This is a genomic window from Paractinoplanes rhizophilus (genome assembly GCF_042664765.1).
Taxonomy (GTDB): domain Bacteria; phylum Actinomycetota; class Actinomycetes; order Mycobacteriales; family Micromonosporaceae; genus Actinoplanes; species Actinoplanes rhizophilus.
In genome coordinates, this window is record NZ_JBHTBJ010000059.1 from 1 (window position 1) to 24,709 (window position 24,709).

The window sequence follows — 24,709 nt, forward strand, 5'->3', positions numbered from 1 at the left end:
GCAGATCCACGATGACCATCGAGGCGGTGCGCCCGCGCGCTCCCGCTTCCCCGCGGCGCGAGCGGCCCCGGCGACGGCGCGTCCGGCTCCGGCGCCCGCCTCGCCGGTCTCAGCCGCGCCGGCGACAGCGGTGCCGTCAGCCCCGGCGGAACTGGCGCGGCCGGCCGCGGTGGCCGGGTCCACGGCCGTGCCGACCCCATCGGCGGCGGCCGGCGCGGCCAGGCGGCGGGCCGCGCGCATCAGGCTGACCACGAAGTGCACCGAGACGATCGCGTTGACCGCGTGCAGCCCGCCGATGGTCAGGCCGACCGGCGTGGTCGCGCCGGCGTCGTCGGTGAGCCCGTTGGCCAGGGCGGCCAGCAGCACCTGCAGCAGCACCACGCCGAACGGCAGGACCGCCAGGCCGACGACCCGGCCCGGCGCCCGGGACAGCAGCGCCAGCGCCGTGCAGATCAGGGTGAGCGCCGGGATCACGGCCATCCCGTTGATGCTGTGCAGCGCGTACGAGCCGTCGTCGCCGGCCGGCTTGGTGAACCCGCCGACGGCGGCGAACACGAACTGCAGGGCGAAGGCGGCGAGCAGCAGCCCGCTCGCGATGACGAGAGCTTTCCGCATGACGGGCTCCTATCGGTGGGCCGGGTCGAGGGACCGGGCGACGTGGTCGGTGGCGGTCATCGCGCCGAAGGCGACGAGGCGTACGAGGTCGGCGTCCGCCGGGTGGGTGAGCCGCCAGAGCCCGACGTCGCCCCGGCTGATCGCGGCCGGCGCGAACGCGGCGAGCAAGGCGATCCGGGCGCCCACGCGATCGGCCGGCGGCAGGTCGCGGACCAGATCGGCGGCCCACTCGGCGGGCCGGGCCGGGTGCGCGCCGTCCTCCCACCGGACCGTGCCCGCCACCGTCTCCCGGGCGGCCTCGCCCAGCAGGTCTCCGCCGGCCGCGAGCCGCAGCGCCGCGTACGCGACCCCGACCGGGCTGTCCCCGGCCCAGGCGGGCGCGACGCCGGCCGGGACGAGCGTGAGGCTGCGGCCGGGCTCCAGCGCCGGGCGCGAGCGGGTGGTGCGCGCGTAGAACCGGCCGCCCGCCGACCGGACCGCCGGGAAGCGTTGCAGCCCGCCGGGCAGCAGGTCGGGGTCGAGCAGCGCCGAGACGACCCGGTTGATGAAGTGGAACGCCAGCAGGGTGCCGGACACCTCGGCGCCGTACGGGCTGCTCCAGCGCGACGTCCGCGGGGTGCGGCTGGCCGCGGCCCAGTCGGCCAGCTCGGCGTGCCGGGTCCCGGCCGGCCGGCCGCCGCCCGCGATGACCTCGGCGAGCGAGTGCTCCCCGAGCGAGTGCAGCAGCGTCACGTGCGCGTCGACGCAGAACCGGCAGCGGTTGGCCACCGACACCGCCGCCGCCACGACCTCCCGGTCGACCCGGGCGGCGGGCGGCGCCAGCAGCGCCTCGCGCATCAGCGCCCAGGTCGCGGCCAGGACGTCGGGCGCGGCCGAGAGCACCTTGAAGGTCGGCAGCGGTCCGAGGAAGTCCTCCCGCAGCTGCCGGTACACCTCCGCGACCGGCCCGGCTTCCGGCGGCGGGGACGGGGTGAAGAATCGGTACGTCATGGGTCTCGATGCTTGCCGCCCCGGGGCTGGAAAGCGTCCCGCCGCCGCAGGCACCTGGCCGCGGGGCGGCACGACCCGCGCGGTACTCCCACGTACTGCGATTGCAGGATGACCGGGCCGGGCGGCCGTCCTACAGTGCGACCATGCGACCGGATCTCCCCTACGTCCTGGGCGGCGCCGGCATCGGCGTGCTGCTGCTCGCCGACGCGGCCATCGCGCCCGACGCCGGCCCGGTCCGGGTGCTCGACGTCGCCCTGATCGTGGCGGCGGCGGCCGCCGTCGCGCTGTGCCGGCGGTTCCCGGCGCCGGCCCTGGTCGTGGTGACCGTGGCCATGCTGGCCCTGCACGTCCGGGTGCACGCGGGCGTGTCCGCCGCGTTCCCGGTCCTCGGCGTGGTCTACGTCGCCGCCTGGCGCGGCCACCGGGTGAGCGCCGCCGTGGCGAGCGTGCTCTTCCTGACCGGCTTCCTGGCCCACGACGTGGCCGTGGCCCCGGCCGGGCGGCCGGGCCAGGAGATCGTCGAGCGGACGTCGCTGCTGCTGGGTTGGTTCGTGGCGGCCAACGTCGCGGGGGTCGTCGCGCGGCAGCGCCGGGCGTACCTGGAACAGGCCGAGCAGCGGGCGATCGAGGCCGAGCGCACCCGCGACGAGATGGCCCTGCGCCGCGCCGGGGAGGAGCGGCTGCGCATCGCCCGCGACCTGCACGACTCGCTGACCCACAGCATCTCGGTGGTCAAGGTGCAGGCCGGGATCGCCGTGCACCTGGCCCGCAAGCAGGGCGCGGAGCCGTCCGCCGCGCTGCTGGCGATCCAGGAGGCCGGCGGCGCGGCGATGCGCGAGCTGCGGGCCACCCTGGAGGTGCTGCGCTCGCCGTCGGAGGGTGACCTGCCGGGCCTGGAGAACGTGGGCGAGCTCACCGACCGCACCCGCGCCGCCGGCGTCCCGGTCGAGCTCACCGTCACCGGCGCGGCCGGCGGGCTGCCGGCCGAGGTGAACCAGGCCGGCTACCGGGTCGTCCAGGAGGCGCTGACCAACGTGGCCCGGCACGCCGGCCCGGCCAGCGCCGAGGTGCGCCTCGACTACCAGCCCGCCCGGCTGACCATCGAGGTGACCGACGACGGCCGGGCGGACGGGCCGGTGACGCCCGGCGTGGGCCTGCGCGGCATGCGGGAACGCGTCGCCGGGCTGGGCGGCACGCTGCACGCCGATCGCCGGGACGGCGGCGGGTTCGCCGTACGGGCCGTCTTCCCGCTGGACGGCCGCGCGTGATCCGGGTGCTGCTGGCCGACGACCAGGCGCTGATGCGGGCCGGGTTCCGGGCCCTGCTCGACGCCGAGGACGACGTCGAGGTGGTCGGGGAGGCCGCCGACGGCGCCGCCGCGGTCGAGCTGGCCCGCCGGTGCAGGCCCGACGTGGTGCTGATGGACGTGCAGATGCCGGGGCTGGACGGCATCGAGGCCACCCGGCGCATCGCCGCCGAACCGGGCCTGAGCGGCGTCCGGGTGCTGATGCTGACCAATTACGGCCTGGACGAGTACGTCTTCGGCGCGCTGCGGGCGGGCGCGAGCGGCTTCCTGCTCAAGGACGCCGACCCGGCCGACCTGCTGCGGGCCGTCGCCGTCGTGGCCCGCGGCGAGGCGCTGCTGGCCCCGGCGGTCACCCGGAGGCTGATCAGCGAGTTCGTCACCGCGCCCGCCCCGGCCGACCCGGCGGCCGGCCGCGACCGGCTGACCGCCCGCGAGCAGGAGATGGTCGAGCTGGTGGCCCAGGGGCTGAGCAACGACGAGATCGCCGCGCGCATGGTGATCAGCCCGTTGACGGCGAAGACGCACGTCAACCGGGCGATGACCAAGCTGCACTGCCGCGACCGGGCCCAGCTGGTGGTATGGGCGTACGAGTCCGGGCTGATCACGCCGCGCCGCCGGTGAGCGTGGCGGGCCGGCCATTTTTCGCCGGGCCGGCGAACGTCACGGCGCGTCGCCGGTGCGCGTGGCGGGCAGCCCGAACAGGGCGAACACCGCCGGGTCGGCGAACGTCACGCAGCGCCGGACCAGCCCGCCGGAGATCGCGAAGACCTGCAGCGAATGCGCCCGCCAGCCGCCGTCGGCCGGGGCGTACGCGGCCAGCGCCGGGCCACCGTTGGCGCGCACCGGCAGCACCCGCCAGCCCGGCCCGCGCATGGCGAAGACCCGTTCCATGAACGTCCGGTAGTGCTCGCGGCCGGCCAGCCAGAGCGCCACCGGCGGCATCTCCAGCACGACGTCGGCGGCGAGCAGCCGGGTCAGGCCCGGCACGTCGGCCGCCTCGAACGCCGCCAGGTACCGCTCCACCACGCCGCGCTCGTCCGGATCGGCGGGCTCGCGCAGCTCCTCCAGCACCGGCGCGGCCGCCCGCAGGGTGGCGCGGGCCCGCTGCAGGCTGCTGTTGACCGACGCGACGCTGGTGTCCAGGGCCTGTGCCACCTCGGCGGCCGGCAACTGGAGCACGTCGCGCAGCACCAGGGCCGCGCGCTGCCGGGCCGGCAGCAGTTGCAGCGCGGCGACCAGGGCCAGCCGCAGCCCGGCCCGCTGCTGGGCGGCGACCGCGGGGTCGCCGAGCCGCGCGTCCGGGAAGGGCTGCAGCCACGGGACGTCCAGGCTCGGCGTCAGCGGCGCGTACGGGTCGTCGCCGGCCGGCGCCAGGCCGCTCGGCAGCGGCCGGCGGGCCTTGCCGTCCAGGGCGGTGAGGCAGACGTTGGTGGCGATCCGGTGCAGCCAGGTCCGCACCGAGGCGAGCTCCGGGTCGTACCGGCCGGCCGCCCGCCACGCCCGCACCATGGTCTCCTGCACCAGGTCCTCGGCCTCCTCGACCGACCCGACCATCCGGTAGCAATGGGCCAGCAGGTCGCCGCGGAAAGTTTCGTGCAGATCCGTCTCCGCCACGGCGATGAGTCTGGCATCCGGCGCCGGTATGTGGTGGGTGAGGGCGGCCGGACGAGCCGCCACCGCAGGAGGGATCCCGCCATGGGACAGGTCATCGTGATCCAGTTCGCCACGCTCGACGGCGTCGTCTCCGACCCGGACGGCCGCGCCGGGACGAGCTACGGCGGCTGGGCGTTCCGGTTCGGCGCCGGCCCGGTCACCGAGGACAAGTTCCGCCTCGGCGCGAGGCTGGCGGACGGCGTGCTGCTCTTCGGCCGGCGCACCTGGGAAAGTTTCGCCGGGTTCTGGCCCACCCGCGACGACAGCTACGCGCGGCGGCTGAACGCCGCGGCCAAGCGGGTCGCCACCCGCACCGGCGTCGACGCCGGCAAGTGGGCGAACTCGGCGGCGGTCGACGGCGACCCGATCGATTGGGCGAAGCAGGAGCGGGAGCGCCGCGACGTCATCGTGATCGGCAGCCTGAGCCTCGTGCACGCCCTGGCGGCCGCCGACCTGGTCGACGAGTACCGGCTGATCACCTTCCCGGCGGTCGTCGGCGCGGGCGATCGGCTGTTCGCCGGCGGGGCACCGGCCGACTTCCGCTTCGCGTCGGTCGAGCCCCTCGGCCGGGCCGCCCTGACCGTGCTGCGGCGCTCCCGGTAGGCCGGCGCGCCGGCCGCGTGCTTCGACGGGCTGCAGTCCGCAGCTGGCACACACGCCCGGCGCCCGGTAGGCCGGCGCGCCAGCGCGCTCACTCGGCGGGCGGGCTGTTCCTCCGGCGGAGCAGCAGGAATCCGGCCACGGCGGCCACCACGACCGCCAGCACCACCCAGATCCACCACGTGCTGGTGCCCTCGCCGGTGTCCGCGGGGGCGCCGGCGACCGGCGTCGCGGCCACCGTGGGACCGACCGGCTCCGACGCGGGCGCGGGAGCGGAACCGGACGCGGCGGCGGACCCGGACGCGGGGGCGGGCGCGGCGCCGGCCGAGGGCGCCGCGCCGGGCGCGCCCGCGGCGGCGGGCTTCAGGGTGACCAGCGGGGCGGGGTGGTCGGGCTCGTCCTGGCCGGGCTGCTGGATCTCGATCCAGCGGACCACCTTGCCGTCCCCGTACGTCTCCAGGGTCTTGAAGCTCAGCCGGGTCCGGCCGTCGGGCAATTTCGCGATCTTGACCTGCCAGACGGCGTCCTGCCCGATCTTCAGCGCCGGGCCGCCGACCGTGAAGCCGTCGGCCGACGGGGTGAGCTTCCAGCCCGCGGGCGCCTTGACCAGGGACACGCCGGAGGGCGCGATGCCGTCGGGCAGCACGACCCGCTCACTGGCGATGCCGGCGGTGTCGCTCTCGGCCTCGCCGGTGAAGGTGAGGGTCACATTCCGCGCCCCGGCGGTCGTCTTGTCCGCGCTGACCTCCACGTGGGCGAGCGCCGGGCCCGCCAGGCCCACCACCGCCAACCCCGCGACGACGCCGATCGTCGTCGCCCGCGACCCGAATCGCACTCCCCGGCCTGCCTTTCCGGAATCAGCCACGGGATCACAGTCGTCGCCCGGGCGCGAAAAGTTCCGGCGAATACTACGGGACCGGACACGGCAAAGGACTCAGCCCCGAGGCGGGACGCCCGATGGGGCAACGGAGGCAACCAAGCCCGAAGGCGAGAACGATCGGAGACCGCATGACGACGCGAGCCGCGCAAGCGTGCTTCGGCGCCTGGATCGCGGTGCTCACCGCCGTCTACTACGCCTTCCCGGGCAGCCATCTGTACACCTGGGCGGCGCTCGGCTACTCGGGCGCGGCGATGATCCTGATCGGCGTACGCCTCCACAAGCCCGCCCGGAAGCTGCCCTGGTATCTGGTCGCGGCGGCGCTGGTGTTCTTCAACACCGGCGACAACCTCTACAACCTGATCCTCGCGTTCGGCGTCACCCCCAGCTTCCCCGGTCCCGCGGACGTGCTCTACCTGCTGGTGTACCCGCTGCTCACCGGCGCGTTCCTGCTGCACGTGCGGTACCGCTCGGGCGGGGTCGGCAACCGGGCCGCGCTGCTCGACGCGCTGGTGCCCACGGTCGGTCTCGGCCTGCTCGCCTGGATCTACTGGATCGCGCCGTTCACCCGCGCCCACGAGCTGTCGCTGCCGGAGAAGCTGGTCTCGGTCAGCTACCCGCTCGGCGACGTCCTCGTGCTCGCCATGACGCTGCGCATGGTCGCCACGCCGGGCCGCCGGCCGCGCGCGCTCGCCGCGGTCGGCGTCGCCATGGTCGGCCTGCTGATCTCGGACATTTTCTACGGCCAGTCGCAGCTCAACAGCGAGTGGACGCTCGGCGGGCCGGTCGACCTCGGCTGGATCGTCTTCTACGCGGCGATGGGCTACGCGGCGCTGACGCCGTCGATGCGCAAGCTCTCCGAGCCGGTGCCGGTCGCCGGCGGCCACGACATGGGCACCCACCGGATCGTCTGGATGGCCACGGCCGCGCTGATCGCCCCGGCCATGCTGTACGCCGAGTGGTTCGGCGGCGCAGAGGCCGAGAAGGCCCGCGACGGCGTCGTCGACGCGCCGGTCATCGCCGGCGCCGCGGCGCTGATGTTCCTGCTGGTGCTGGCCCGGGTCAACGGGCTCGCGCTGGCCCAGCGCCGGGCTCGGTCCCGGGAGCGGGCGCTGCGCCAGGCCGGCGCGTCGCTGTTCGCCGCGGCCAGCGTCGAGGACGTGCTCGAGGCGGCCCGCGAGGCCATCCGCACGCTGATGCCCAAGGACAAGCCGTACGAGCTGCTGATCACCGACCACGAGGCCGACGCCCCCACCCGTGTCGGGGTGCGGATGGTCACGGCCGCCGAGCTGCCGCCGGGCGTGCCCGCGCACGGCTACGACGCGTTCATCGTCGGCCAGATGCCGCTGCCGGGCGAGCCGCCGCGGCAGTCGCTGGGCGTGCTGGCCGCCGCGCCCGAGGTGCTCGCCGACCTGACCGACCCGCTGGAGGCGCTGTTCGCCCAGGTCGAGGTCGTGCTCCAGCGGATCGTGCTGACCGGCGAGGTGAACCGGCGCGACAGCGAGGCGTGGTTCCGGACGCTGATCCAGAACGCCTCCGACGTGATCCTCATCGTCACCGACGACAACGAGATCCGGTACGCCTCGCCGTCCGCGGCCACCGTCCTCGGGCACGAGGACCTGGCCGGCACGCCGCTGTCCGCGCTGGTCGCCGCCGGCCACCACCGGAGCATGTACCAGATCCTGAACGCCGTCCGCTCCGGGCGCGGCGCCCCGAACGCGCCCGACCTGACCGTGACCGGCGCCGACGGCCGGCTCATGCAGGTCGAGGTCGACGGCCGGGACCTGCGCGCGGACCCGACCGTGCGCGGCCTGGTGCTGACTATCGGCGACGTCACCGAGCGCCGCCGCCTCGAGGAGGAGCTGTCCCACCTGGCGTTCCACGACGGGCTCACCGGGCTCGCCAACCGGGTGCTGTTCCGCAACCGGCTCGAGCAGGCGTTCGCCGAATGCGAGCGGCACTGCCGCACGCTGAGCGTGCTCTTCGTCGACCTCGACGACTTCAAGGAGGTCAACGACACCCTCGGGCACGCCGTCGGCGACGAGCTGCTGGTCACCGTCGGCCGGCGGATCGCCGGGATCGTCGGCGACGACAGCACCGCGGCCCGGATGGGCGGCGACGAGTTCGCCGTGCTCATCGAGGACGGCCACCCGGCCGGCACCGCCGAGCAGGTGGCGGCCCGGATCGTCGAGGCGCTGGCCGTGGCGGTCGAGGTCTGCGACGGCATCGGCGGCTCGCACATCGTCAGCGGCGCGGCCAGCGTGGGCGTGGCCGCGAGCACCGACGCGGGCAGCGCCACCGAGCTGCTGCGCCACGCCGACCTGGCCCTCTACCAGGCCAAGGGCGGCGACAAGGGCACCTGGCAGCGGTACCAGCCGGAGCTGCACACCGCGATGGTGCGGCGCCTGGAGGTGCGGGCCGCGCTGCACGACGCCATCGAGGGCGACCAGTTCCGCCCGATGTACCAGCCCATCGTCGACCTGCACACCGGCCTGATCACCGGCGTCGAGTCGCTGGTGCGCTGGGAGCACCCGGCCCGCGGGCTGCTCGGCCCGTTCCACTTCATCGAAGTGGCCGAGGAGAGCGGCGCGATCATCGCGATCGGCACATCGGTGCTGCGCCGGGCGCTGGCGCAGTTCGCCCGGTGGAAGGCCGACGACCCGGAGATCTCACTGCGGTACGTCAGCGTCAACGTCTCCGCGCGGCAGTTCCGCACGCCCGGCTTCGTCGATCTCGTACGCCAGGCCCTCGCCGACGCCGGCGCGCGGCCCGAATGGCTGCTGCTGGAGATCACCGAGAGCCTCGTGCTGCGCGACGCCGACCAGGTCTGGGCCGATCTGCGGGTGCTGCGGGCCATGGGCGTGCGGATCGCGATCGACGACTTCGGCACCGGGTACTCGTCGCTGAGCTACCTGCGGCAGATGCCGGTCGACGTGCTCAAGCTCGACAAGTCGTTCATCGACGACATCCTGACCAGCGAGCAGCAGCGCACCATGGTCGACGCGATCGTGACCCTGGCGCGCAACCTCGACCTGGCGGTCGTCGCGGAGGGCATCGAGGACGCCGGGCAGCGGGCCGCGCTGGCCGGCATGGGCTGCCCGTACGGACAGGGCTACCTGTTCTCGAAGCCGGTGTGGCCCGGCGAGATCCTCGAGCTGGCGCAGGGCGTGCCGGAACTCGTCTGAGGGTTTCTGACGGATATTCACTAGCGGCGGCGGCCGGGCGAGGGCAGGGTTCTGGTTGTGTTGGAGAACCCAGTGTGGGCCGCCCTCTCCGGGCCGCAGGCCTGCTTCGCCGAGGCGGCCGGCAACGCCGCCTGCTACCAGTCCGACATCTCCCCGTTCGGGGCGCTCGCCGATCCGGGCGACCCGGCCGCCTGGCGCGACCTCGCCTCGCTGACCGACAACGTCCTGCTGACCGGGCCGTCGCCGGCCCCCGGCCCCGGCTGGCAGGTGACCGCGCGGATGGCCGGGGTGCAGATGGTCGGCCAGAGCATGACCGGCGTGGCGGACCCCGAGGCCGTCGTGCTCACCGAGACCGACGTCCCCGAGATCCTCGAGCTGGTCGAGCGGGCCAAGCCCGGGCCGTTCCGCAAGCGCACCATCGTGCTCGGCAAGTACCTCGGCATCCGCGTCGACGGGCGGCTGGTGGCGATGGCGGGCGAGCGGTTCCGCCTGCCGGGCTGGACGGAGATCAGCGCGGTGGCGACCGATCCCGACCATCAGGGGCGCGGGCTGGGCGCGCGCCTCACGCTCGCGGTCGCGGCCGGCATCCTGGGGCGCGGCGAGCTGCCGTTCCTGCACGCGTCGGCCGACAACGACCGGGCGCTGCGGCTGTACGAGCGGCTCGGCTTCGAGCCCAGCCGCGACGTGGTCTTCGCCCAGTTCCGCCACGCCGGCTGAGCCCCCCGTCGCGCCCGGCCCGGACCGGCCGATGGGACGCCCGCCGGCCGGTGGGACTCGCGCCGGCCGGGTGGGGCGCGCCGGGCGCGGCTACTCGCCGAGGGCGCCGTCCGGCTGCGGCGGGGCGCCACCGCCATCGGCGTAGCGGTCCTGCAGGTCGCCGATCCCCTGGAGCACGTCGGCCAGCTCGCCGCGCACCTTTGCCAGGCGGTTCTGCTGGTCGGCGGGCAGGCCGCCGCCGTGGTCGTGGCTCGCCAGCGTCGTCTCCTGCTCCTCGAGCTCCTCGCGGCGCTCATGGAGGCGGTTGAGCTCGGCCTCGTACTCGTCCTGGCTGATCTTCTCGGGCTGCATCCCTCCTCTCTACCCCTTCCCGGGCGCCGGAGGGAACACCCGGGACAGCGACGGTGATCACGGCTAGCATCGCGTCATCATGGACAGTTCTGAGCGGGAGGCCGCGCTGGCGGCCATGGTGCTGCGGGTCGTCGACACCAACCGGTACATGACACTGGGCACGGTCGAGGCGGACGGGCTGCCCCGGCTGACGCCGGTCTACTACACGCACGACGCCTACCGGACGTTCTACTGGGTCTCCGCCCCCGACGCCCGGCACTCGGGCAACATCGCCGGGCAGCCGGCGATCCGGATGGTCATCTTCGACTCGACGACGCTGCCCGGCAAATCCGACGCGGCCTATCTCGGGGCCACCGCGCACGAGGTGCCGGCGTCGCGGCTCGCCGACGAGTGCGCGGTGGCGTTCCGGTCCACGCCGGGCGGGGCCCGGCCGTTCGCGCCCGAGGAGCTGACCGGGGAGTTGCGGCTCTACCGGGCGGACGTCACCGAGTACGGCGTGCACATCCGCGGCAGCCACCCCGACTTCGGCACCGGCATCGACAAGCGCGCCGGCGTGGCGGCGGAGGCGGTCGCGCGGGCGGCGCAGCGAGCTCATCGGCCCGGTGCCTAGGCGACCTCGTCGCTGAGGGTCAGGCGGGATCCGCCGCCGGCCTTGCGGGCGATGACCACGCGGTCGATCTCGTCGCCGTGCTCGGTCACGCCGCGCAGGGTCATCGTGGTGTGGTGGCCCTCGTCGGCCGGCTCCACGTCGACCGCGAGGAACGAGTAGCCGGCGTACCGGACCCGGGACCAGGTGACCTTCTCGGGGACGCGCTCGCGGCCGTGCGCCCAGACGTACGACTCGATCTCGTCGAGGTCGTGCACGTGGCCGGCGTACGAGTCCGGGTTCCCGGATTCGTACAGGCCGCGCCCGGCCGCGCCGGCGGTGACGTAGACGGTGCCGTCGCGCTCGGGGTGGACGGTGTCGCCGACCGGGGTCTTCTTCGCGACCCCGTTCCTGATCGCGTCGGCCCGCTCGTACACGTGGTTGTGGCCGTTGATGACCAGGTCGACGCCGTGCTTGTCGAACAGCGGGACCCACTGGTTGCGCACTCCGCCGTCGGAGGCGTGCGCGGCCGTGGTCGAGTACGCGCAGTGGTGGAAGAACACGACCACGAAGTCCACGTCGGGCTGCTCGCGCAGGAACCGCAGCCGCCGGTCGAGCCAGGCGGTCTGGGCGCCGCCGGTGTAGCCGCGGTTGCCGGACAGCTCGAGGATGACGTCGTTGGCGTCGAGGGCGACCACGCCGACGTTGCCGTAGATGAACGAGTACACCCCGGCCGCCTTGTCCGGCCCGTTCTCCGGGAAGGCCCACCGGGCGCGCTGGCCGCCGTAGCCGTCGTGCGAGTAGATCGCCTCCATGTCGTGGTTGCCCAGGCAGGCCATCCACGGCACGGCCGAGGCGACCGGCTCGGTCTGGGCGAGGAACTGGTCCCAGGTGCGCGGGTCGTAGAGGTCGTCCTTGTGCCCCCGGCCGGTGGCGTCGGCGTAGCAGAGGTCGCCGGCGTGCAGGTGGAAGGCGGGCCGCTGGGCGATCAGCATGCCGTCGATGCCGAGCGCGTGCGAGCTGACCCCCTGGTCGCCGAACGCGGTGAAGGTGAACGGCCCGGCGACCGTACGGCGGCTCGGCGCGGTGGTGAACGAGTCGATGCGCCCGAAGTCGCTGAGGTCGGTGGGGTCGTAGCCGCGGTGCCCGACCGCGTAGTAGTAGGTCGTGCCGGGCCGCAGGTCGCCGGCGGTGGCGTGCACGTAGTACTGGTTCGCCGGGGCGATGACGTCGTCGAGCTCGGAGTGCAGGGCGCGGATGTCCGCGTCGATCTTGGGGCCGAGGTCGCCGGGCGACTCGCCGACCCGCAGGAACGGCTTGGCGACGCGGTGCGGGACCTGCCAGGCGACGTTCACCCGGGTGCGCGGGTTGGCGCCCCAGGCCAGGTGGCGGCCGAACGGGACGACCATCCGGCCGGGCGGGACGGGCGAGCGGCGCAGGAACGCGGCGGCCGGGCCGCCGATCGCGATGGAGGCGGCCGTGGCGGCGGCGCCGGTTATCAGCGTACGGCGGCTGATCAGCAACTCGTGCTGCTCGGCGATGCTCAGCCGCGCGGCGAGTCGGTCCGGCAGGCCCATTCGGGGGATGTCGATACCCGGCACGCGAATGACCGTATCACCCGGATTGGCCGGTTTTATCCAGAAGGTCGATCGTGCGCTGATCTTCGCCGTCGTAGAACCGGGCGAGCACCGCGCGGAACGGCGCCGGATCGTCCGCGACCCGGGCGAACAGGGTCATGCACGAGCGGAGCTTGAGGTCGTCCGGGAACGGGAAGAAGTTGGCCCGGTGCGACAGCACGGCGTCGGTGCACTCGCGCAGGCGCGGGCCGAGCACCGGATGCGCCAGGTAGGCGGCGGCCTCCTGGCGGCCGCCGATCGCGTAGCGCTCGGCGGTCGCGCTGCGGCCCAGGCCGGCGATCTGCGGGAAGATGAACCACATCCAGTGCGAGCGCTTGTCGCCCGCCACGATCTCGGCGAGGGCCCGCTCGTACACGCCGTCCTGCGCCGCCACGAACCGTTCCAGGTCAGCCACCCGGTCATTCTGTCATTCGCGCTCCATTTGCACGGTTTCCGGCCGAGAGTGGAGGGATGGCGGACGCCTTCCTCGGCCTGCTGGCGCTCAGCGGGCTCGGGCTGCTGACGCTGGCCGTGCTCGGGCTCGACCAGCGGGCGTACGCGCGTGTCCTCGACGCGGTGGTCGGCCTCGGCCTGCTCGGCGCCGCGGGCTATCTCGCCATCTCGGTGTTCGACCTGAAGCGGCCGTACTGGCTGGTGTTGCTGGCGCCAATGGCGCTGGTGACGCTGATGTTCCGGGAGCGGCGTGGTCGCCGCAGGCGGCTCGCCGCCGGCTTGATCCCGCAGATGTACGCGACGCCGCCCGCGCAAACGCCGCTGACCCCCTTCCCCGCCCCGCCGCCGCCGCTCGGGCCGTCCCCGGAGACCGAGCCGGAACCACCCCAGCGCACCACCTACCAGCCGCTGCCGTCCGGCCTGCCGCGCCGGCCCGAGCCCGCGCCGCCGGCCCCGTCCGCGCCCGGGCCGCCCCCGCCGCCCGCTCCCCCGTCCTGGGACCGGGTGGATCGCGACCGGCCGGAATGGGGCACGAACCCGGGCCCGCCCCCGGCGGCCCGGGAGACACCCCGGCCCGCCGCCGGGCCGCAGCAGCCCGGACAGCCGCCGCAGCCCGGCCACCCCCAGCAGGCCGGCCACCCGCCGGCCGGCCAACCGCAGCAGGCCGGGCAGCCGCAGCAGGCCGGGCACGACACCGCGGCCGCGTACGAGACCAGCAGCCGGCTGCGGCGGCCCGCCTACCTGGAGCCGCACCCCCGGCCCGCCGGCGGCCGGCATCGGGCGTCGGACCCCGGCGGGGACGAACCGCCCGCGGAACCGCCGCCCTACCGGCGGTGAGCGCGGGCGTGGCAGGGTGGCGGGATGGACTACCGCCGCACCTATCGATCGGCCGCCGTCGCGTACGCCGACCTGGTCGCCCGCGTCCCCGCCGGGCGCTGGGACTCCCCCGGCCTCGGCGACTGGACGCTGCGCGAGCTGGCCGGGCACACCGCGAGCTCGGCGCTGCGGCAGGTCGCGGGCGTGCTCGCCACCCGGGCGCCGATGGTCGAGGTGGCCACCGCCGAGGGCTATTTCGCGTACGGCCGGGGGGTGCCCGCTCCGGTGCTCGAGGCCGCGGTGGCCGCCTCGGGCGACGACGCGCGGGCGACCGCGGCCGAGCTCGGCGACGACCCCGCGGCGCTGGTCGGGCAGATGGCCGCGCGGGCCACCCACGCCCTGGCCGCGGCGGCGGACGACGACATCGTGGCCACGCCCGCCGGGGGCATGCGCGTGCGCGACTGGCTGCCCACCCGCACCTTCGAGCTCGTGGTGCACGGCATGGACACGGCGGCCGCCGCCGGCGTACCCCATGATCTGCCCCTCGAAGCCGTCGCCGACGCGACCACCCTGGCCACCCGCCTGGCCGTGGCCCTCGGCGAGGGCGACGCGCTGCTGCGCGCGCTCACCGGCCGTGCCGAGCTGCCGCCGAAGTTCAGCGTGCTGTCGGCCTGAGCCGGCGCGCACCTGCTGCCGGGCATCGGGCTAACCTGTCCGCGTGCTGCGCTACGTAGAGGTCGAGTCGGAGGCGGCGCTGCGCGACTGGCGGGAGATCCACAACCTGATCATCCCGACCGCGCCGCTGTCGGCCGAGGAGGTCGCGGAGCGGGCCCTGCGCAACCACCTCGAGGTGGCCTATCTCGGCGACGTGGCGGTGGGCAACTCGACGGTCCGGCCGCCGGCCGAGGGGACCAGCGTGGTGATCGCCCGGGTGCTCCCGGCGTACCGGCGGCGCGGGTTCGGCGAGCTGCTCTTCCGGCGGGCGGTGGAGCACGCGCGGGCGTGGGGCGCGACGACGATCGAGACCATCGTGCTGGCGTCCAACGACGACGGGCTGCGGTTCGCGCTGCGGCACGGGTTCGCCGAGATCGAGCGGTACGTGCTGCCCGGCGACACCGTGCCGTTCATCGAGCTGCGTCAGGGACCCGGTCCAGCGTGATGCCGAAACTTTCCCGGTAAGCGGCGAGCAGCTCGTCGTCGGCCGGCAGTGCTTGCTCCGTACGCGAATCGCCCTTGGTCCTGATGAACTTCCGGCCGCTGATGGTGAGCCGGGCGTCGCCGTCGAGGCGCGTGCAGACGGTGCTGCGGGTGAAGTGCGATTCCGGCGAGGTCTGCTGCCACCAGCACGTCGGCACGAAGTCCGGCAGATCCCGCTTTTTCATCTCGACGCGGTAGGCGAGGCGCCCGTCCTTCACGACGTCCACATCGCCGTCTGGCGACGGCACAACCGTGAACAGGCCGCCGGGGTCCGGTTGCGGCTCGCGCGTGCGAAAATTCAGCGGGTACGTGCTGTGCGCGCCGAAACCCACGTCGACCAGCCACATGTCGTCGACGAGCAGGGTCAGGTGGTCGAAGGGCGGGCCCAGCCGGTCGCCGCCGTTGACGCGGGCGGCCAGGCGCGTCACGTCGTGCCCCAGCACGGTCAGGACCAGGGCGAACGCGCCGTTGAGCTCGTAGCAGAAACCGCCGCGGCGACTTTCCACGATCTTGCGAAACAGGTCGTCCGGCTCGAGGCTGATCGGCTCGCCGAGATGGATGCCGAGGTTCTCGAACGGGATCGTCTCCTGGTGCCGGCGATGCAGGTCGCGCAGGCCGGTGGTGCGGTCCGCGCCGATACGCTCCAGATAGGCGTCGACATTCATCGGGCAAGCGTGTGACATGAACCGGGGTTGAGGTCAAGCGATCGGGGGGAATCATGGCCGGCATGACTGTGTGGCCGGGGAATCCGTATCCGCTCGGCGCCACCTACGACGGTGGCGGCACAAATTTCGCGGTTTTCTCGGAAATCGCCGACCGGGTCGAGCTGTGCCTGTTCGACGACGACGGCACCGAGACCCGGGTCGACCTGCCGGAGCGCGAGGCCCTGGTCTGGCACGGCTACCTGCCCCGCATCGTGCCCGGGCAGCGGTACGGGTACCGCGTGCACGGCCCCTACGACCCGCACAACGGGTTGCGCTGCAATCCCGCGAAACTTCTGCTCGATCCGTACGCGAAAGCCATCGACGGCCGCAACGTCTGGGGCGAGGCGCTCTTCGCGTACCAGTTCGGCGACCCGCTCTCGCGCAACGACGCCGACTCGGGGCCGTTCGCGCAGAAGTCGGTGGTGGTCAACCCGTTCTTCGACTGGGCCAACGACCGGCCGCTGCGCATCCCGATGTGGGAGACGGTGATCTACGAGACCCACGTCAAGGGCATCACCATGCGCCATCCCGGGATCCCCGACGACGTCCGGGGCACCTACTCCGGGCTCGCCCACCCGGCGATGATCAGGCACTTCCGGCAGCTCGGGGTCACCGCGGTCGAGCTGATGCCGGTCCACCAGTTCGTGCACGACTCGGTGCTGCTCGACCGCGGGCTCACCAACTACTGGGGATACAACACCATCGGCTTCTTCGCGCCGCACAACGACTACGCCTCGTTCGGCGGGCACGGCGGGCAGGTGCAGGAGTTCAAGACCATGGTGAAGGCCCTGCACCAGGCCGGCATCGAGGTCATCCTCGACGTCGTCTACAACCACACGGCCGAGGGCAACCACCTCGGGCCGACACTTTCCTTCCGGGGTATCGACAACCCCGCGTACTACCGGCTGGTCGACGCCGACAAACAGTATTACTACGACACCACGGGCACCGGGAACAGCCTCAACGTCCGCCACCACGAGTCGCTGCGGCTGATCATGGATTCGCTGCGGTACTGGGTCACCGAGATGCACGTCGACGGCTTCCGGTTCGACCTGGCGGCCGCGCTGGCCCGCGAGTTCCACGAGGTGGACCGGCTGGCGGCCTTCTTCGACCTGGTCAACCAGGACCCGGTGGTGTCGCAGGTCAAGCTGATCGCCGAGCCGTGGGACGTCGGCGACGGCGGGTATCAGGTCGGCGGCTTCCCGCCGCTGTGGACCGAGTGGAACGGCAAGTACCGCGACTCGGTACGCGACTTCTGGCGGGGCGAGCCGGCCAGCCTGGGCGAGTTCGCGTCCCGGTTCACCGGCAGCTCCGACCTCTACCAGCACGACAGCCGGCGGCCGGTCGCGTCGATCAACTTCGTGACCGCGCACGACGGGTTCACCCTCGAGGACGTGGTCTCGTACAACGAGAAGCACAACGACGCCAACGGCGAGCAGAACCGCGACGGCGAGAGCTACAACCGGTCGTGGAACTGCGGCGTCGAGGGGCCCACCGAGGACCGCGAGATCGTGGCGCTGCGGGAAAGGCAGAAGCGAAACTTCCTGACCACGCTGCTGCTGTCGCAGGGCGTGCCGATGATCTCGCACGGCGACGAGCTGGGCCGCACGCAGGGCGGCAACAACAACGTCTACTGCCAGGACAACGAGATCAGCTGGGTGGACTGGCAAGCCGCCCGCGAGGCCGACGTGCTGACCGGCTTCGTGCGCCGGCTGACCCGGTTGCGCGCCGAGCACCCGATCTTCCGGCGGCGCCGGTTCTTCACCGGCGAGCCGGTCGGCGACACGAAGGTGCCCGACATCGCCTGGCTGCGCCGCGACGGCGAGCCGATGACCGAGGCGGACTGGAACGCCCAGAGCGGCATGACCATGACGGTGTTCCTGAACGGCCACGGCATCCCGGAACGCGACGCGCTCGGCGAGGCGATCACGGACGACTCGTTCCTGCTGCTGTTCAACCCGCTCGGCGATCCGATGTCGTTCACCCTGCCGCCCAAGGACTTCGGGCGCACCTGGGAGGTCGTGGTCAACACGGCGGACCCGCTGCTGGCGCAACGGCGGCGGACGGCCCGGGCCGGCGGGCAGGTCGAAGTGGCCGGGCACACGCTCGAGGTGCTGCGCTGCCGCTACTGAGATGATGGCGTCTTCGGCCGTGCAAAGTTGACATTGAAGGCGGACAATCGGTGGGATGAGGCTGCGGTTGTTTCGTAGGCGGGCGGACCGCGACGTCCCCGCCACCTCCGCACGGCGGTCGCTGGCGCTGACCGAGCGGCTCATCTCGCGGCTGGACCGGCTCGAGTTCGCCGAGCAGGACCCGGGCCGGCTGGCCGACCTGTTCGAGCTCGACCATCTCGCCACCCAGATCCGCCGCAACCAGGAAAGCCTGCTGGTGCTCTCGGGCGCCGGGCCGGCGAACGGGCGGCGCGACGCGGAGAGCCTGATCGACGTGCTCCGCGCCGCGCAGTCCGAAGTGGAGCAGTACACCCGGGTCGAGGTCGGCGTCGGCGAGCCGGAGCTCAAGGTGGTGGCGGGCGCGGCGCACGACCTCGTCCACCTGGTCGCCGAGCTGCTCGACAACGCGACGAAGTTCTCCTCGCCCGGGACGCCGGTGGTGGCGGCCGCGCGGCGCGACGACGACGGCGTGCTGATCGAGATCACCGACGAGGGCGTGGGTCTCGACGACGGCCGCCGTCGAGCGCTCAACGAGCGCCTGGCCGGCCGCGGCGGCGACGCCCAGGGGACGCTCGGGCTGGCGGTGGTGGCGCGCCTCGCCCGGCGGCACGGCCTGCGGGTGGAGCTGGCCGAGGCGGCGCCGGGCACCGTGGTCCGGGTCACGCTGCCCGGCCGCCTGATCGCCGCGGCTGGGGACGCGGCCGAGGCGGCGCCGGCCGCGATCGAGATTCCCGGCAGTCCGGCCATGCCGCCGCTGACCGAGCGGGTCCGGGCGGTCGTCGCCACCATGTCCCGGGCCGGGGTCGAGACCACGGACGAGGGCGATTTCAAGATCAACGACGCCATTGTGGTACGGGTCCGGCCGAGCCCGCCGATGGTCGACGTCCTCTCGCCGCTGCTCGAGGTGGCGGCCGGCGAGCAACTGCGGGCGAAGCTCTCCGAGCTGACGGCCGGCATGCCGGTCGGCCGGCTGTACTGGGCCGGCGGCACGGTGTGGGCCTCCGTGCCGGTGTTCGGCCACGACTTCCAGGGCACCCATCTCAAGCTCGCCGTCCAGGTGCTGACCGGCCTCGCCCGCGACGAGGGCCTCAAGGACAAGCTCCGCCTCGATCCCCCCGAGTCCTGACGGGCGAGAATGGCCCGGTGAGTCTCAAGCGGGTCGGCTCGGCGGCGGCTGCCGTCGTGGTGCTGCTGTTTGCCGCGTACGCCGGTTTCCTCGGTCACCGCGCACGGCACGCCGTGTCGCTGGCGCCGCCCGGCCCGTACCCGGTCGGGCGGGCCGCCCAGGAGGTCGCCGACCGCTCGCGAACCGACGAGCTCGCGCCGGTGGGCGGCAACCCCCGCGTGCTGTCGATGTGGCTCTGGTATCCGGCGGCCTCGCGGGGAACCCCGGCGGCGTACGCGCCCGGGGCGTGGGCCGGGCTGCGGCGGTACGGCTGGGGGCAGACGGCGTTCTCCCGGATCGCCACCGGGACCTTCGCCGACGTGCCGTTCGCCGCCGGGACGTTCCCGCTGGTCGTGCTCCTGCCCGGGCTGGGGTTCGCGGCGCCGCAGTACCAAGCCCTCGCGGCGTCGATCGCGTCCCGGGGCTACGTGGTGGCCGGCGTGACGCCGACCTACAGCGCCCGGTTGTCGGTGATCGGCGGGCACGCGGTGCGGGCCTCGGCCGCCGGGACGGTCTCGTCCGGCCCCGGCGCGGCCCGGCTCGCCGCCGTGTGGGCCGCCGACGCCCGTTTCGCGGCCCGGCAGGCCGGGCTGCTTCTCGGGCCGCACGTGCATCGGGCGCAGGTGGTCTACGCCGGGCACGGGTTCGGCGGGGCGGTGGCGATCGAGGCCTGCCGCGCGGACCCGGCGTGCGCGGGCGCGGCCGACCTCGACGGGGCGCCGGGCGGCAAGGTGGTCAGCACCGGGCTGCGGCAGCCCCTGCTGATGCTCGGCTCGTCGCTGCCGCCGACGGGGCAGTCGTTGCTCGCGGCCGGTGGCGGCCGGGCGTGGGCGTACACGATCGCCGGCGCCCGATCCGGCGACTTCACCGACTACGCGGCGTACTGGCTGGCCGCGCCGGTACGGGCGGTCCGGCCGCTGGGCGATCCGCGCGTGCTCGCCATCGCCGCCGACTACCTGGCCGCGTTCCTGCCGGTCGCGGCCGGGAACGCCACCTGGAGACCACCGTCGATCCCGGGCGTGCGCGAGGCTGGCATGCTGGGCCGATGAGCGCGATCATCGAGGTCTTCGACGAGGCGGCCGAGGCGTACGAGAACGTGGGTGTCCCGTTCTTCAAGCCGATCGGCGAGGCGCTGGTGGCGGCCGCCCGGGTGGTCCCCGGCGAGCGGGCCCTCGACGCGGGCTGCGGCACCGGGGCCGTGCTGCTGCCGCTCGCCGAGGCGGTCGGGCTCGCCGGGCAGGTGACCGGCATCGACCTGGCACCCGGCATGGTGGCCCGGGCGGCCGCCGCGGCCACCGGGTTGCCGCAGGTCACGGTGCGGCTCGGCGACGCACAGGCGCCCGATTTCCCGGACGGGTCGTTCGACCTCGTCACGTCCGGGCTGGTGCTGTTCTTCCTCCCCGATCCGCCGGCCGCGCTGACGGCGTACCGGAAGCTCCTGAAGCCCGGTGGCCGCGTGGCCGTCAGCAGTTTCGCCCGGTACGACCCGCGATATCCGCAGGCGATGCGGGTGCTGTCGGGTTTCGCGGACGACCCGCCGCCGCCCCGCACGCTCCACCCGATGTTCGAGTCGGCCGAGAGCCTGCGGTCGGCCGTGGTCGCCGCCGGCTTCGCCGCCGCGACCGTCTCCGAGGTGGCCGTGCGCAGCGATTTCCGCGACGCCGCCCACGTGTACGAGTGGATCGGCTCGCACGGCGGACGGCAGCTGATCTCGCGCATCCCGCCGGACCGGCGGGCGGCCGCCATCGCCACGCTGGCGTCCGAGCTGGAGCACCCGCTGGAGTTCGAGACCCACATCCGCATCGTCGTCGGCGCCTGACGGGCGCGTAGCGTGGTCGCATGGAACAGCGGATCAGCCTGGTCACGCTCGGCGTCTCGGATCTGCCTCGCTCCCGGAGTTTCTACGAGGCCCTGGGCTGGCGCGGCCAGGAGGCCGAGGAGACAGTCTTCTTCCAGGCCGGCGGCCTGGCGCTGGTGCTGTGGGACCGCGACAAGCTGGCCCGCAACTGCGGCCTCGAACCGGCGCCACCGGCCCGGTTCGGCGGGATCGTGCTGGCGCACAACGTCCGGTCCGACGCCGAGGTGGACGACCTGCTCGCAGCGGCCGGGCGCGCGGGCGGCACGGTCACCAAACCGGCCGGTCGCAGTGCCATCGGCTTCCGCTCCGGCGCCTTCGCCGACCCGGACGGTCATCTGTGGGAGGTCGCCTGCAACCCGGCCTTCACGCTCGCCGCGGACGGTTCGCTCACGCTGCCCGATTTCGGCCGGGGCGGGTGAGCCCCGCAGCCCGGACGGCTCAGTGGCCGGCGGCGCGGCTCGCGAGGACCTGCCGGGCGTGGGCCTCCCAGCGCTGGTGGGCGAGCGCATACTGCTGCTCCCACGCCTCGCGCTGCTCCTCGAAGCCCGCGAGCCACTCGCCGGTCTCGGAGTCGAAGCCCTCGGGGTAGATGTAGTTGCCGTCGTTGTCGTAGTTGGCGGCCATCCCGTACAGCGTCGGGTCGAACAGCTCCTCGCTGTCGACGAAGACCTCGTTGGCCTGGCGCAGCGACAGCGAGATACGCCGCCGCTCGAGGTCGATGTCGATGACCTTGACGAACACCTCGTCGCCGACCTGGACGATCTGCTCGGGGCGCTCGATGTGGCCCTCGGCCAGCTCGGAGATGTGCACGAGCCCCTCGATGCCGTCGTCGACCCGCACGAACGCGCCGAACGGCACCAGCTTGGTGACGGTGCCGGGGACGATCTGGTTGAGGGCGTGGGTGCGCGCGAAGTGCCGCCACGGGTCTTCCAGGGTCGCCTTGATCGACAGCGAGACCCGCTTCTTGGCCTGGTCGACGTCGAGCACCTCGACCTCGACCTCCTGGCCGACCTGCACCACGTCGGACGGGTGGTTGATGTGCCGCCAGGACAGCTCGGAGACGTGCACGAGCCCGTCCACGCCGCCGAGGTCGACGAACGCCCCGAAGTTGACCACGCTGGAGACGATGCCCTTGCGGACCTGCCCCCGCTGCAGCTTGGCGAGCAGCTCGCCCCGGTTGGCGGTCTGGTGCTGCTCGAGCCACGCGCGGCGGGACAGGACCACGTTGTTGCGGTTCTTGTCCAGCTCGATGATCTTCGCGTCGAGCTCGCGCCCCACGTACGGCTGCAGGTCGCGCACCCGGCGCATCTCGACCAGCGACGCGGGCAGGAAGCCGCGCACCCCGATGTCGAGGATCAGGCCGCCCTTGACCACCTCGGTGACCGGGCCGCGCACGTACCCGTCCTCCTGTTTGATCGCCTCGATGCGGGCCCAGGCCTGCTCGCGCTGGAGCTGACCCGGATCGGGAGCCGGTGGCGCGGGCGCCACGGGAGGCGCGGGCACGGCGGACGCGGGCTCACCCGGCGCCGCGGCGGACTCACCCGGCGTCGCGACGGACTCCACGGGAGCGGTCGCGGGCTCCGGCGCCGGGGGCTCGACGGCGGCCGGCTCCGCTGCGGGGGGCTCGACGGCGGCTGCGGCCTCATCCGGCGCCGGGGCCGGCTCGACGGGCGCGGCTGGGGGCTCACCCGGCGCCGTGGCGGGCTCACCGGGCACGGCGGTGAGGTCGGCCGGCGCGGCCGGGGGCGTATCGGGTGCCGCGGGAACAGCGGTGGGCTCAGCGGGAGAAGGGACAACGGATTCGGGCGAGCTCATCGACATTCCACCTTTGTCGTCGAACATCAGAGCTTACCAATCCGCAGGCTCGCCTCGGAAGGCGTCGAAACCGGGCGGAAAACGCCGTCGAGTGCCAGATCGATCGAACGGCCGGCCGCGATCACGGCCTCGCCCGCCGTGGGAGCGCTTTCCACCACCCCCTCGACCATCCCGAACAGCAACACGAGGTCGGCGGGGACGAGGTCCGCTCGCACGCGGCCGTCCTCCTGTGCCCGCCGCAGCGGGTCGGCCAGCACAGTGATCACCCGCCGAAGATATCGGCCCCGGGTCGCGGAGTCGAGACGCCGGCTCAACTGGACCAGCGGGCGCATGGTCACCTGGACCCGCAGGATCGCGTCGAGGGCCCCGCGGAAGGTGGCGGGCTGCTCCCGCCCGGCCGCCACGCAGCTCTCCAGACCGTCGATGAGATGCCCGATCACCGCGCCGGCCAGGGCGACCCGGTCCGGGAAGTGGCGATACAGGGTGGCCTGCCCGATCCCGGCCCGCCGGGCGATCTCCGGCATGCCGACCACGGGTTGCTGGCTGGTCATCACCTCGCACGCGGCCAGCAGGATGGCCGCGCGGTTGCGCTGGGCGTCCCGGCGGCGGGCCGGCTGAGCACCGTAGAGCACGGCGGCCTCCTCGGAGTGACCGACGTTACTGGCTGGTAACGATGATGTCATGAAGTTCACCGTCCCGGAACCGGTTCCTTCCGGCCGGCCGGCGGTCACCGGGCGAGGTCGGACGTATGCCGCCGGGTGCGCTGGGTAATCGCAGGTCATGCACCGGTACGGCGACGAGGTGGCGGCGATCGCCCGGCCCCTGCGCGACCCGGGCGACCTGGACGTGCTGCTCGACCGGGCGGCCGGCGCCCGGGTCGTGCTGATCGGCGAGGCCAGCCACGGCACGCACGAGTTCTACGCCTGGCGGGCCGCGCTGACCCGCCGGCTGATCGAGGAGCGCGGATTCGCCTTCGTCGCGGTCGAGGGCGACTGGCCCGACTGCGCCCGGGTCGACGCCACCCTCCGCGGCGGGCCCGCCCCGCGCTCGGCGCTCGCCGAGTACGACCGGTGGCCGACCTGGATGTGGGCCAACGAGGAGACCGTCGACTTCGCGGACTGGCTGCGTGGCCACAACCTGCGCACCGGCGCGGGCGTCGGCTTCCACGGCCTCGACGTGTACTCGCTGTGGGAGTCCCTGCGGGAGATCCTGGTCTGGCTGCGCGAGCACCGGCCGGATCTCGTGCCGGTCGCGCTGCGCGCGTACCACTGCTTCGAGCCGTACGGCGAAGATCCACAAGCTTACGCGTACGCCACGAGGTTCGTGCCGCACAGCTGCGCGGACGAGGTGGTCCGGATGCTGATCGGCCTGCGCGGTCAGGAGCTGGCGGTGACGCAGAACGCCGAGGTGGTGGCCGGGGCCGAGCACTACTACCGGGCGATGATGGAGGGCGGCGCGCGGTCGTGGAACGTCCGCGACCGGCACATGGACGCGACCCTCGGCCGCCTGGTCGACCACTACGGCCCGGCCGCACGCGGCGTGGTGTGGGCGCACAACACCCACGTCGGCGACGGCCGCGCGACCGACCAGTCCCGGCACGGCGAGGTCACGCTCGGCGAGCTGACCCGCGAGCGCTTCGGCGCCGGCGACGTCGTCCTCGTCGGGTTCGGCTCGCATCGCGGCACCGTCGTCGCCGGTCGCGCCTGGGGCGCCCCTATGGAGGTCCTGGAGGTGCCCGCCGCGCGGCCGGGCTCCGTGGAGGACGTGTTGCACGCCGCCGCGCCCCCATCGGCGCTGTTCGTGTTCCCGCGCCTGGGCTCGCGGCCCGATCTGCTCGTCGACGAGGTCCCGCACCGGGCGATCGGCGTCGTCTACCGCCCCGAGCGCGACCGCTGGGCCAACTACGTGCCGTCGGCGCTGGGCGACCGGTACGACGCGTTCCTCTGGATCGACGAGACGACGGCGCTGCGGCCCCTGCACCCGCTGCACGTCGACACCCGCGAACCGGAGACCTTCCCCAGCGGCGTCTGACGC

Annotated in this window: 24 protein-coding genes and 1 pseudogene; 15 read left to right on the plus strand and 10 right to left on the minus strand. The window is 73.8% G+C overall.

Annotated features, from left to right (window positions below; genetic code table 11):
* Positions 1-615: DUF6220 domain-containing protein (locus ACFQS1_RS37745; RefSeq protein WP_378977339.1), on the minus strand; the 615-nt coding region annotated here is incomplete at its 3' end.
* A 9-nt stretch (positions 616-624) separates the two neighbouring features.
* The gene (locus ACFQS1_RS37750; RefSeq protein WP_378977341.1) at positions 625-1,605 is read right to left on the minus strand and encodes a carboxymuconolactone decarboxylase family protein; all 981 of its coding nucleotides are present in this window, start codon (positions 1,603-1,605) and stop codon (positions 625-627) included.
* A gap of 143 nt (positions 1,606-1,748) precedes the next feature.
* On the opposite strand from ACFQS1_RS37750, the gene ACFQS1_RS37755 reads away from it, so the two are divergent.
* Together ACFQS1_RS37755 and ACFQS1_RS37760 are read left to right on the plus strand one after the other, a co-directional pair.
* On the plus strand, positions 1,749-2,873 hold the full coding sequence (locus ACFQS1_RS37755; RefSeq protein ID WP_378977343.1) for a sensor histidine kinase: 1,125 nt from the start codon (positions 1,749-1,751) through the stop codon (positions 2,871-2,873).
* Complete coding sequence (locus ACFQS1_RS37760; protein WP_378977345.1) at positions 2,870-3,532, plus strand: response regulator; 663 nt, start codon at positions 2,870-2,872, stop codon at positions 3,530-3,532. The genes ACFQS1_RS37755 and ACFQS1_RS37760 overlap by 4 nt, the downstream gene beginning before the upstream one ends.
* A 39-nt stretch (positions 3,533-3,571) precedes the next feature.
* On the opposite strand, the gene ACFQS1_RS37765 is transcribed toward ACFQS1_RS37760, so the two are convergent.
* Entirely contained in the window at positions 3,572-4,525 is a 954-nt protein-coding gene (locus ACFQS1_RS37765; RefSeq protein ID WP_378977347.1) for an RNA polymerase subunit sigma-70, read from the minus strand.
* An 81-nt stretch (positions 4,526-4,606) separates the two neighbouring features.
* On the opposite strand from ACFQS1_RS37765, the gene ACFQS1_RS37770 reads away from it, so the two are divergent.
* Positions 4,607-5,167, plus strand: a complete 561-nt coding sequence (locus tag ACFQS1_RS37770) for a dihydrofolate reductase family protein (RefSeq protein WP_378977349.1) — start codon at positions 4,607-4,609, stop codon at positions 5,165-5,167.
* An 88-nt stretch (positions 5,168-5,255) separates the two neighbouring features.
* Here the strand turns inward: ACFQS1_RS37770 and ACFQS1_RS37775 are convergent, their stop codons facing one another.
* Positions 5,256-6,029, minus strand: a complete 774-nt coding sequence (locus ACFQS1_RS37775; RefSeq protein ID WP_378977351.1) for a DUF1775 domain-containing protein — start codon at positions 6,027-6,029, stop codon at positions 5,256-5,258.
* 143 nt (positions 6,030-6,172) lie between these two features.
* On the opposite strand from ACFQS1_RS37775, the gene ACFQS1_RS37780 reads away from it, so the two are divergent.
* Positions 6,173-9,226: a putative bifunctional diguanylate cyclase/phosphodiesterase gene (locus tag ACFQS1_RS37780; RefSeq protein WP_378977353.1), complete on the plus strand. Its 3,054-nt coding sequence runs from the start codon at positions 6,173-6,175 to the stop codon at positions 9,224-9,226.
* A gap of 57 nt (positions 9,227-9,283) precedes the next feature.
* Complete coding sequence (locus ACFQS1_RS37785; RefSeq protein WP_378977355.1) at positions 9,284-9,943, plus strand: GNAT family N-acetyltransferase; 660 nt, start codon at positions 9,284-9,286, stop codon at positions 9,941-9,943.
* Positions 9,944-10,033: 90 nt separating this feature from the next.
* Here ACFQS1_RS37785 and ACFQS1_RS37790 read toward each other — a convergent pair whose 3' ends face one another.
* Positions 10,034-10,294 (minus strand): hypothetical protein, encoded by a 261-nt coding sequence (locus ACFQS1_RS37790; RefSeq protein ID WP_378977357.1) that lies wholly within the window; start codon positions 10,292-10,294, stop codon positions 10,034-10,036.
* A 79-nt stretch (positions 10,295-10,373) separates the two neighbouring features.
* On the opposite strand from ACFQS1_RS37790, the gene ACFQS1_RS37795 reads away from it, so the two are divergent.
* Positions 10,374-10,904, plus strand: coding sequence for a pyridoxamine 5'-phosphate oxidase family protein (locus ACFQS1_RS37795; RefSeq protein ID WP_378977359.1), 531 nt, complete (start codon positions 10,374-10,376; stop codon positions 10,902-10,904).
* Here the strand turns inward: ACFQS1_RS37795 and ACFQS1_RS37800 are convergent.
* Together ACFQS1_RS37800 and ACFQS1_RS37805 are read right to left on the minus strand one after the other, a co-directional pair.
* A complete protein-coding gene (locus ACFQS1_RS37800) occupies positions 10,901-12,481 on the minus strand; it encodes a purple acid phosphatase family protein (RefSeq protein ID WP_378977361.1) in 1,581 nt (526 codons plus the stop codon). The genes ACFQS1_RS37795 and ACFQS1_RS37800 overlap by 4 nt on opposite strands.
* A gap of 13 nt (positions 12,482-12,494) precedes the next feature.
* Positions 12,495-12,911 carry a DUF1810 domain-containing protein gene (locus ACFQS1_RS37805; RefSeq protein ID WP_378977363.1) on the minus strand — a complete coding sequence of 139 codons (417 nt, stop codon included), beginning with the start codon at positions 12,909-12,911 and terminating at the stop codon, positions 12,495-12,497.
* Between the two features lie 56 nt (positions 12,912-12,967).
* Between ACFQS1_RS37805 and ACFQS1_RS37810 the strand changes: the two genes are divergently transcribed.
* From ACFQS1_RS37810 to ACFQS1_RS37820, 3 genes are read left to right on the plus strand one after another with little or no spacing between them, the layout of a single operon-like run.
* On the plus strand, positions 12,968-13,786 hold the full coding sequence (locus ACFQS1_RS37810; RefSeq protein WP_378977365.1) for a hypothetical protein: 819 nt from the start codon (positions 12,968-12,970) through the stop codon (positions 13,784-13,786).
* A gap of 24 nt (positions 13,787-13,810) precedes the next feature.
* Positions 13,811-14,440 carry a maleylpyruvate isomerase N-terminal domain-containing protein gene (locus ACFQS1_RS37815; RefSeq protein ID WP_378977367.1) on the plus strand — a complete coding sequence of 210 codons (630 nt, stop codon included), beginning with the start codon at positions 13,811-13,813 and terminating at the stop codon, positions 14,438-14,440.
* Positions 14,441-14,483: 43 nt separating this feature from the next.
* Positions 14,484-14,924 carry a GNAT family N-acetyltransferase gene (locus ACFQS1_RS37820; protein ID WP_378977369.1) on the plus strand — a complete coding sequence of 147 codons (441 nt, stop codon included), beginning with the start codon at positions 14,484-14,486 and terminating at the stop codon, positions 14,922-14,924.
* Here the strand turns inward: ACFQS1_RS37820 and ACFQS1_RS37825 are convergent.
* Complete coding sequence (locus ACFQS1_RS37825) at positions 14,890-15,627, minus strand: arylamine N-acetyltransferase family protein (RefSeq protein WP_378977371.1); 738 nt, start codon at positions 15,625-15,627, stop codon at positions 14,890-14,892. The genes ACFQS1_RS37820 and ACFQS1_RS37825 overlap by 35 nt on opposite strands.
* Before the next feature lie 62 nt (positions 15,628-15,689).
* Here ACFQS1_RS37825 and glgX point away from each other — a divergent pair, with 62 nt between their 5' ends.
* Genes glgX through ACFQS1_RS37850 form a run of 5 tightly spaced genes read left to right on the plus strand, consistent with a single transcriptional unit; the run spans position 15,690 to position 21,279 of the window.
* Complete coding sequence (gene glgX / locus ACFQS1_RS37830; RefSeq protein WP_378977373.1) at positions 15,690-17,798, plus strand: glycogen debranching protein GlgX; 2,109 nt, start codon at positions 15,690-15,692, stop codon at positions 17,796-17,798.
* Between the two features lie 55 nt (positions 17,799-17,853).
* Positions 17,854-18,963, plus strand: coding sequence for a sensor histidine kinase (locus tag ACFQS1_RS37835; RefSeq protein WP_378977375.1), 1,110 nt, complete (start codon positions 17,854-17,856; stop codon positions 18,961-18,963).
* A gap of 17 nt (positions 18,964-18,980) precedes the next feature.
* Positions 18,981-20,051, plus strand: coding sequence for an alpha/beta hydrolase (locus ACFQS1_RS37840; RefSeq protein ID WP_378977377.1), 1,071 nt, complete (start codon positions 18,981-18,983; stop codon positions 20,049-20,051).
* Positions 20,048-20,821, plus strand: a complete 774-nt coding sequence (locus ACFQS1_RS37845) for a class I SAM-dependent methyltransferase (RefSeq protein ID WP_378977379.1) — start codon at positions 20,048-20,050, stop codon at positions 20,819-20,821. Before ACFQS1_RS37840 ends, ACFQS1_RS37845 begins: the two co-directional genes overlap by 4 nt.
* Positions 20,822-20,841: 20 nt before the next feature.
* Positions 20,842-21,279: a VOC family protein gene (locus tag ACFQS1_RS37850; protein ID WP_378977381.1), complete on the plus strand. Its 438-nt coding sequence runs from the start codon at positions 20,842-20,844 to the stop codon at positions 21,277-21,279.
* Between the two features lie 19 nt (positions 21,280-21,298).
* Here the strand turns inward: ACFQS1_RS37850 and ACFQS1_RS37855 are convergent.
* Positions 21,299-22,309: pseudogene (locus tag ACFQS1_RS37855) on the minus strand (S1 RNA-binding domain-containing protein); the annotation flags it as partial.
* 392 nt (positions 22,310-22,701) lie between these two features.
* On the minus strand, positions 22,702-23,307 hold the full coding sequence (locus ACFQS1_RS37860) for a TetR/AcrR family transcriptional regulator (protein WP_378977385.1): 606 nt from the start codon (positions 23,305-23,307) through the stop codon (positions 22,702-22,704).
* A 148-nt stretch (positions 23,308-23,455) separates the two neighbouring features.
* Between ACFQS1_RS37860 and ACFQS1_RS37865 the strand changes: the two genes are divergently transcribed.
* Positions 23,456-24,706: an erythromycin esterase family protein gene (locus ACFQS1_RS37865; protein WP_378977387.1), complete on the plus strand. Its 1,251-nt coding sequence runs from the start codon at positions 23,456-23,458 to the stop codon at positions 24,704-24,706.
* Positions 24,707-24,709 lie beyond the last annotated feature (3 nt).

Coding starts and splice junctions, on each gene's coding strand:
- ACFQS1_RS37815 (WP_378977367.1), top strand. CDS start 13,811: ATGGACTACCGCCGCACCTATCGATCGGCCGCCGTCGCGTACGCCGAC.
- ACFQS1_RS37795 (WP_378977359.1), top strand. CDS start 10,374: ATGGACAGTTCTGAGCGGGAGGCCGCGCTGGCGGCCATGGTGCTGCGG.
- ACFQS1_RS37790 (WP_378977357.1), bottom strand. CDS start 10,294: ATGCAGCCCGAGAAGATCAGCCAGGACGAGTACGAGGCCGAGCTCAAC.
- ACFQS1_RS37770 (WP_378977349.1), top strand. CDS start 4,607: ATGGGACAGGTCATCGTGATCCAGTTCGCCACGCTCGACGGCGTCGTC.
- ACFQS1_RS37865 (WP_378977387.1), top strand. CDS start 23,456: ATGCACCGGTACGGCGACGAGGTGGCGGCGATCGCCCGGCCCCTGCGC.
- ACFQS1_RS37750 (WP_378977341.1), bottom strand. CDS start 1,605: ATGACGTACCGATTCTTCACCCCGTCCCCGCCGCCGGAAGCCGGGCCG.
- ACFQS1_RS37850 (WP_378977381.1), top strand. CDS start 20,842: ATGGAACAGCGGATCAGCCTGGTCACGCTCGGCGTCTCGGATCTGCCT.
- ACFQS1_RS37835 (WP_378977375.1), top strand. CDS start 17,854: ATGAGGCTGCGGTTGTTTCGTAGGCGGGCGGACCGCGACGTCCCCGCC.
- glgX (WP_378977373.1), top strand. CDS start 15,690: ATGACTGTGTGGCCGGGGAATCCGTATCCGCTCGGCGCCACCTACGAC.
- ACFQS1_RS37845 (WP_378977379.1), top strand. CDS start 20,048: ATGAGCGCGATCATCGAGGTCTTCGACGAGGCGGCCGAGGCGTACGAG.
- ACFQS1_RS37810 (WP_378977365.1), top strand. CDS start 12,968: ATGGCGGACGCCTTCCTCGGCCTGCTGGCGCTCAGCGGGCTCGGGCTG.
- ACFQS1_RS37825 (WP_378977371.1), bottom strand. CDS start 15,627: ATGAATGTCGACGCCTATCTGGAGCGTATCGGCGCGGACCGCACCACC.
- ACFQS1_RS37780 (WP_378977353.1), top strand. CDS start 6,173: ATGACGACGCGAGCCGCGCAAGCGTGCTTCGGCGCCTGGATCGCGGTG.
- ACFQS1_RS37755 (WP_378977343.1), top strand. CDS start 1,749: ATGCGACCGGATCTCCCCTACGTCCTGGGCGGCGCCGGCATCGGCGTG.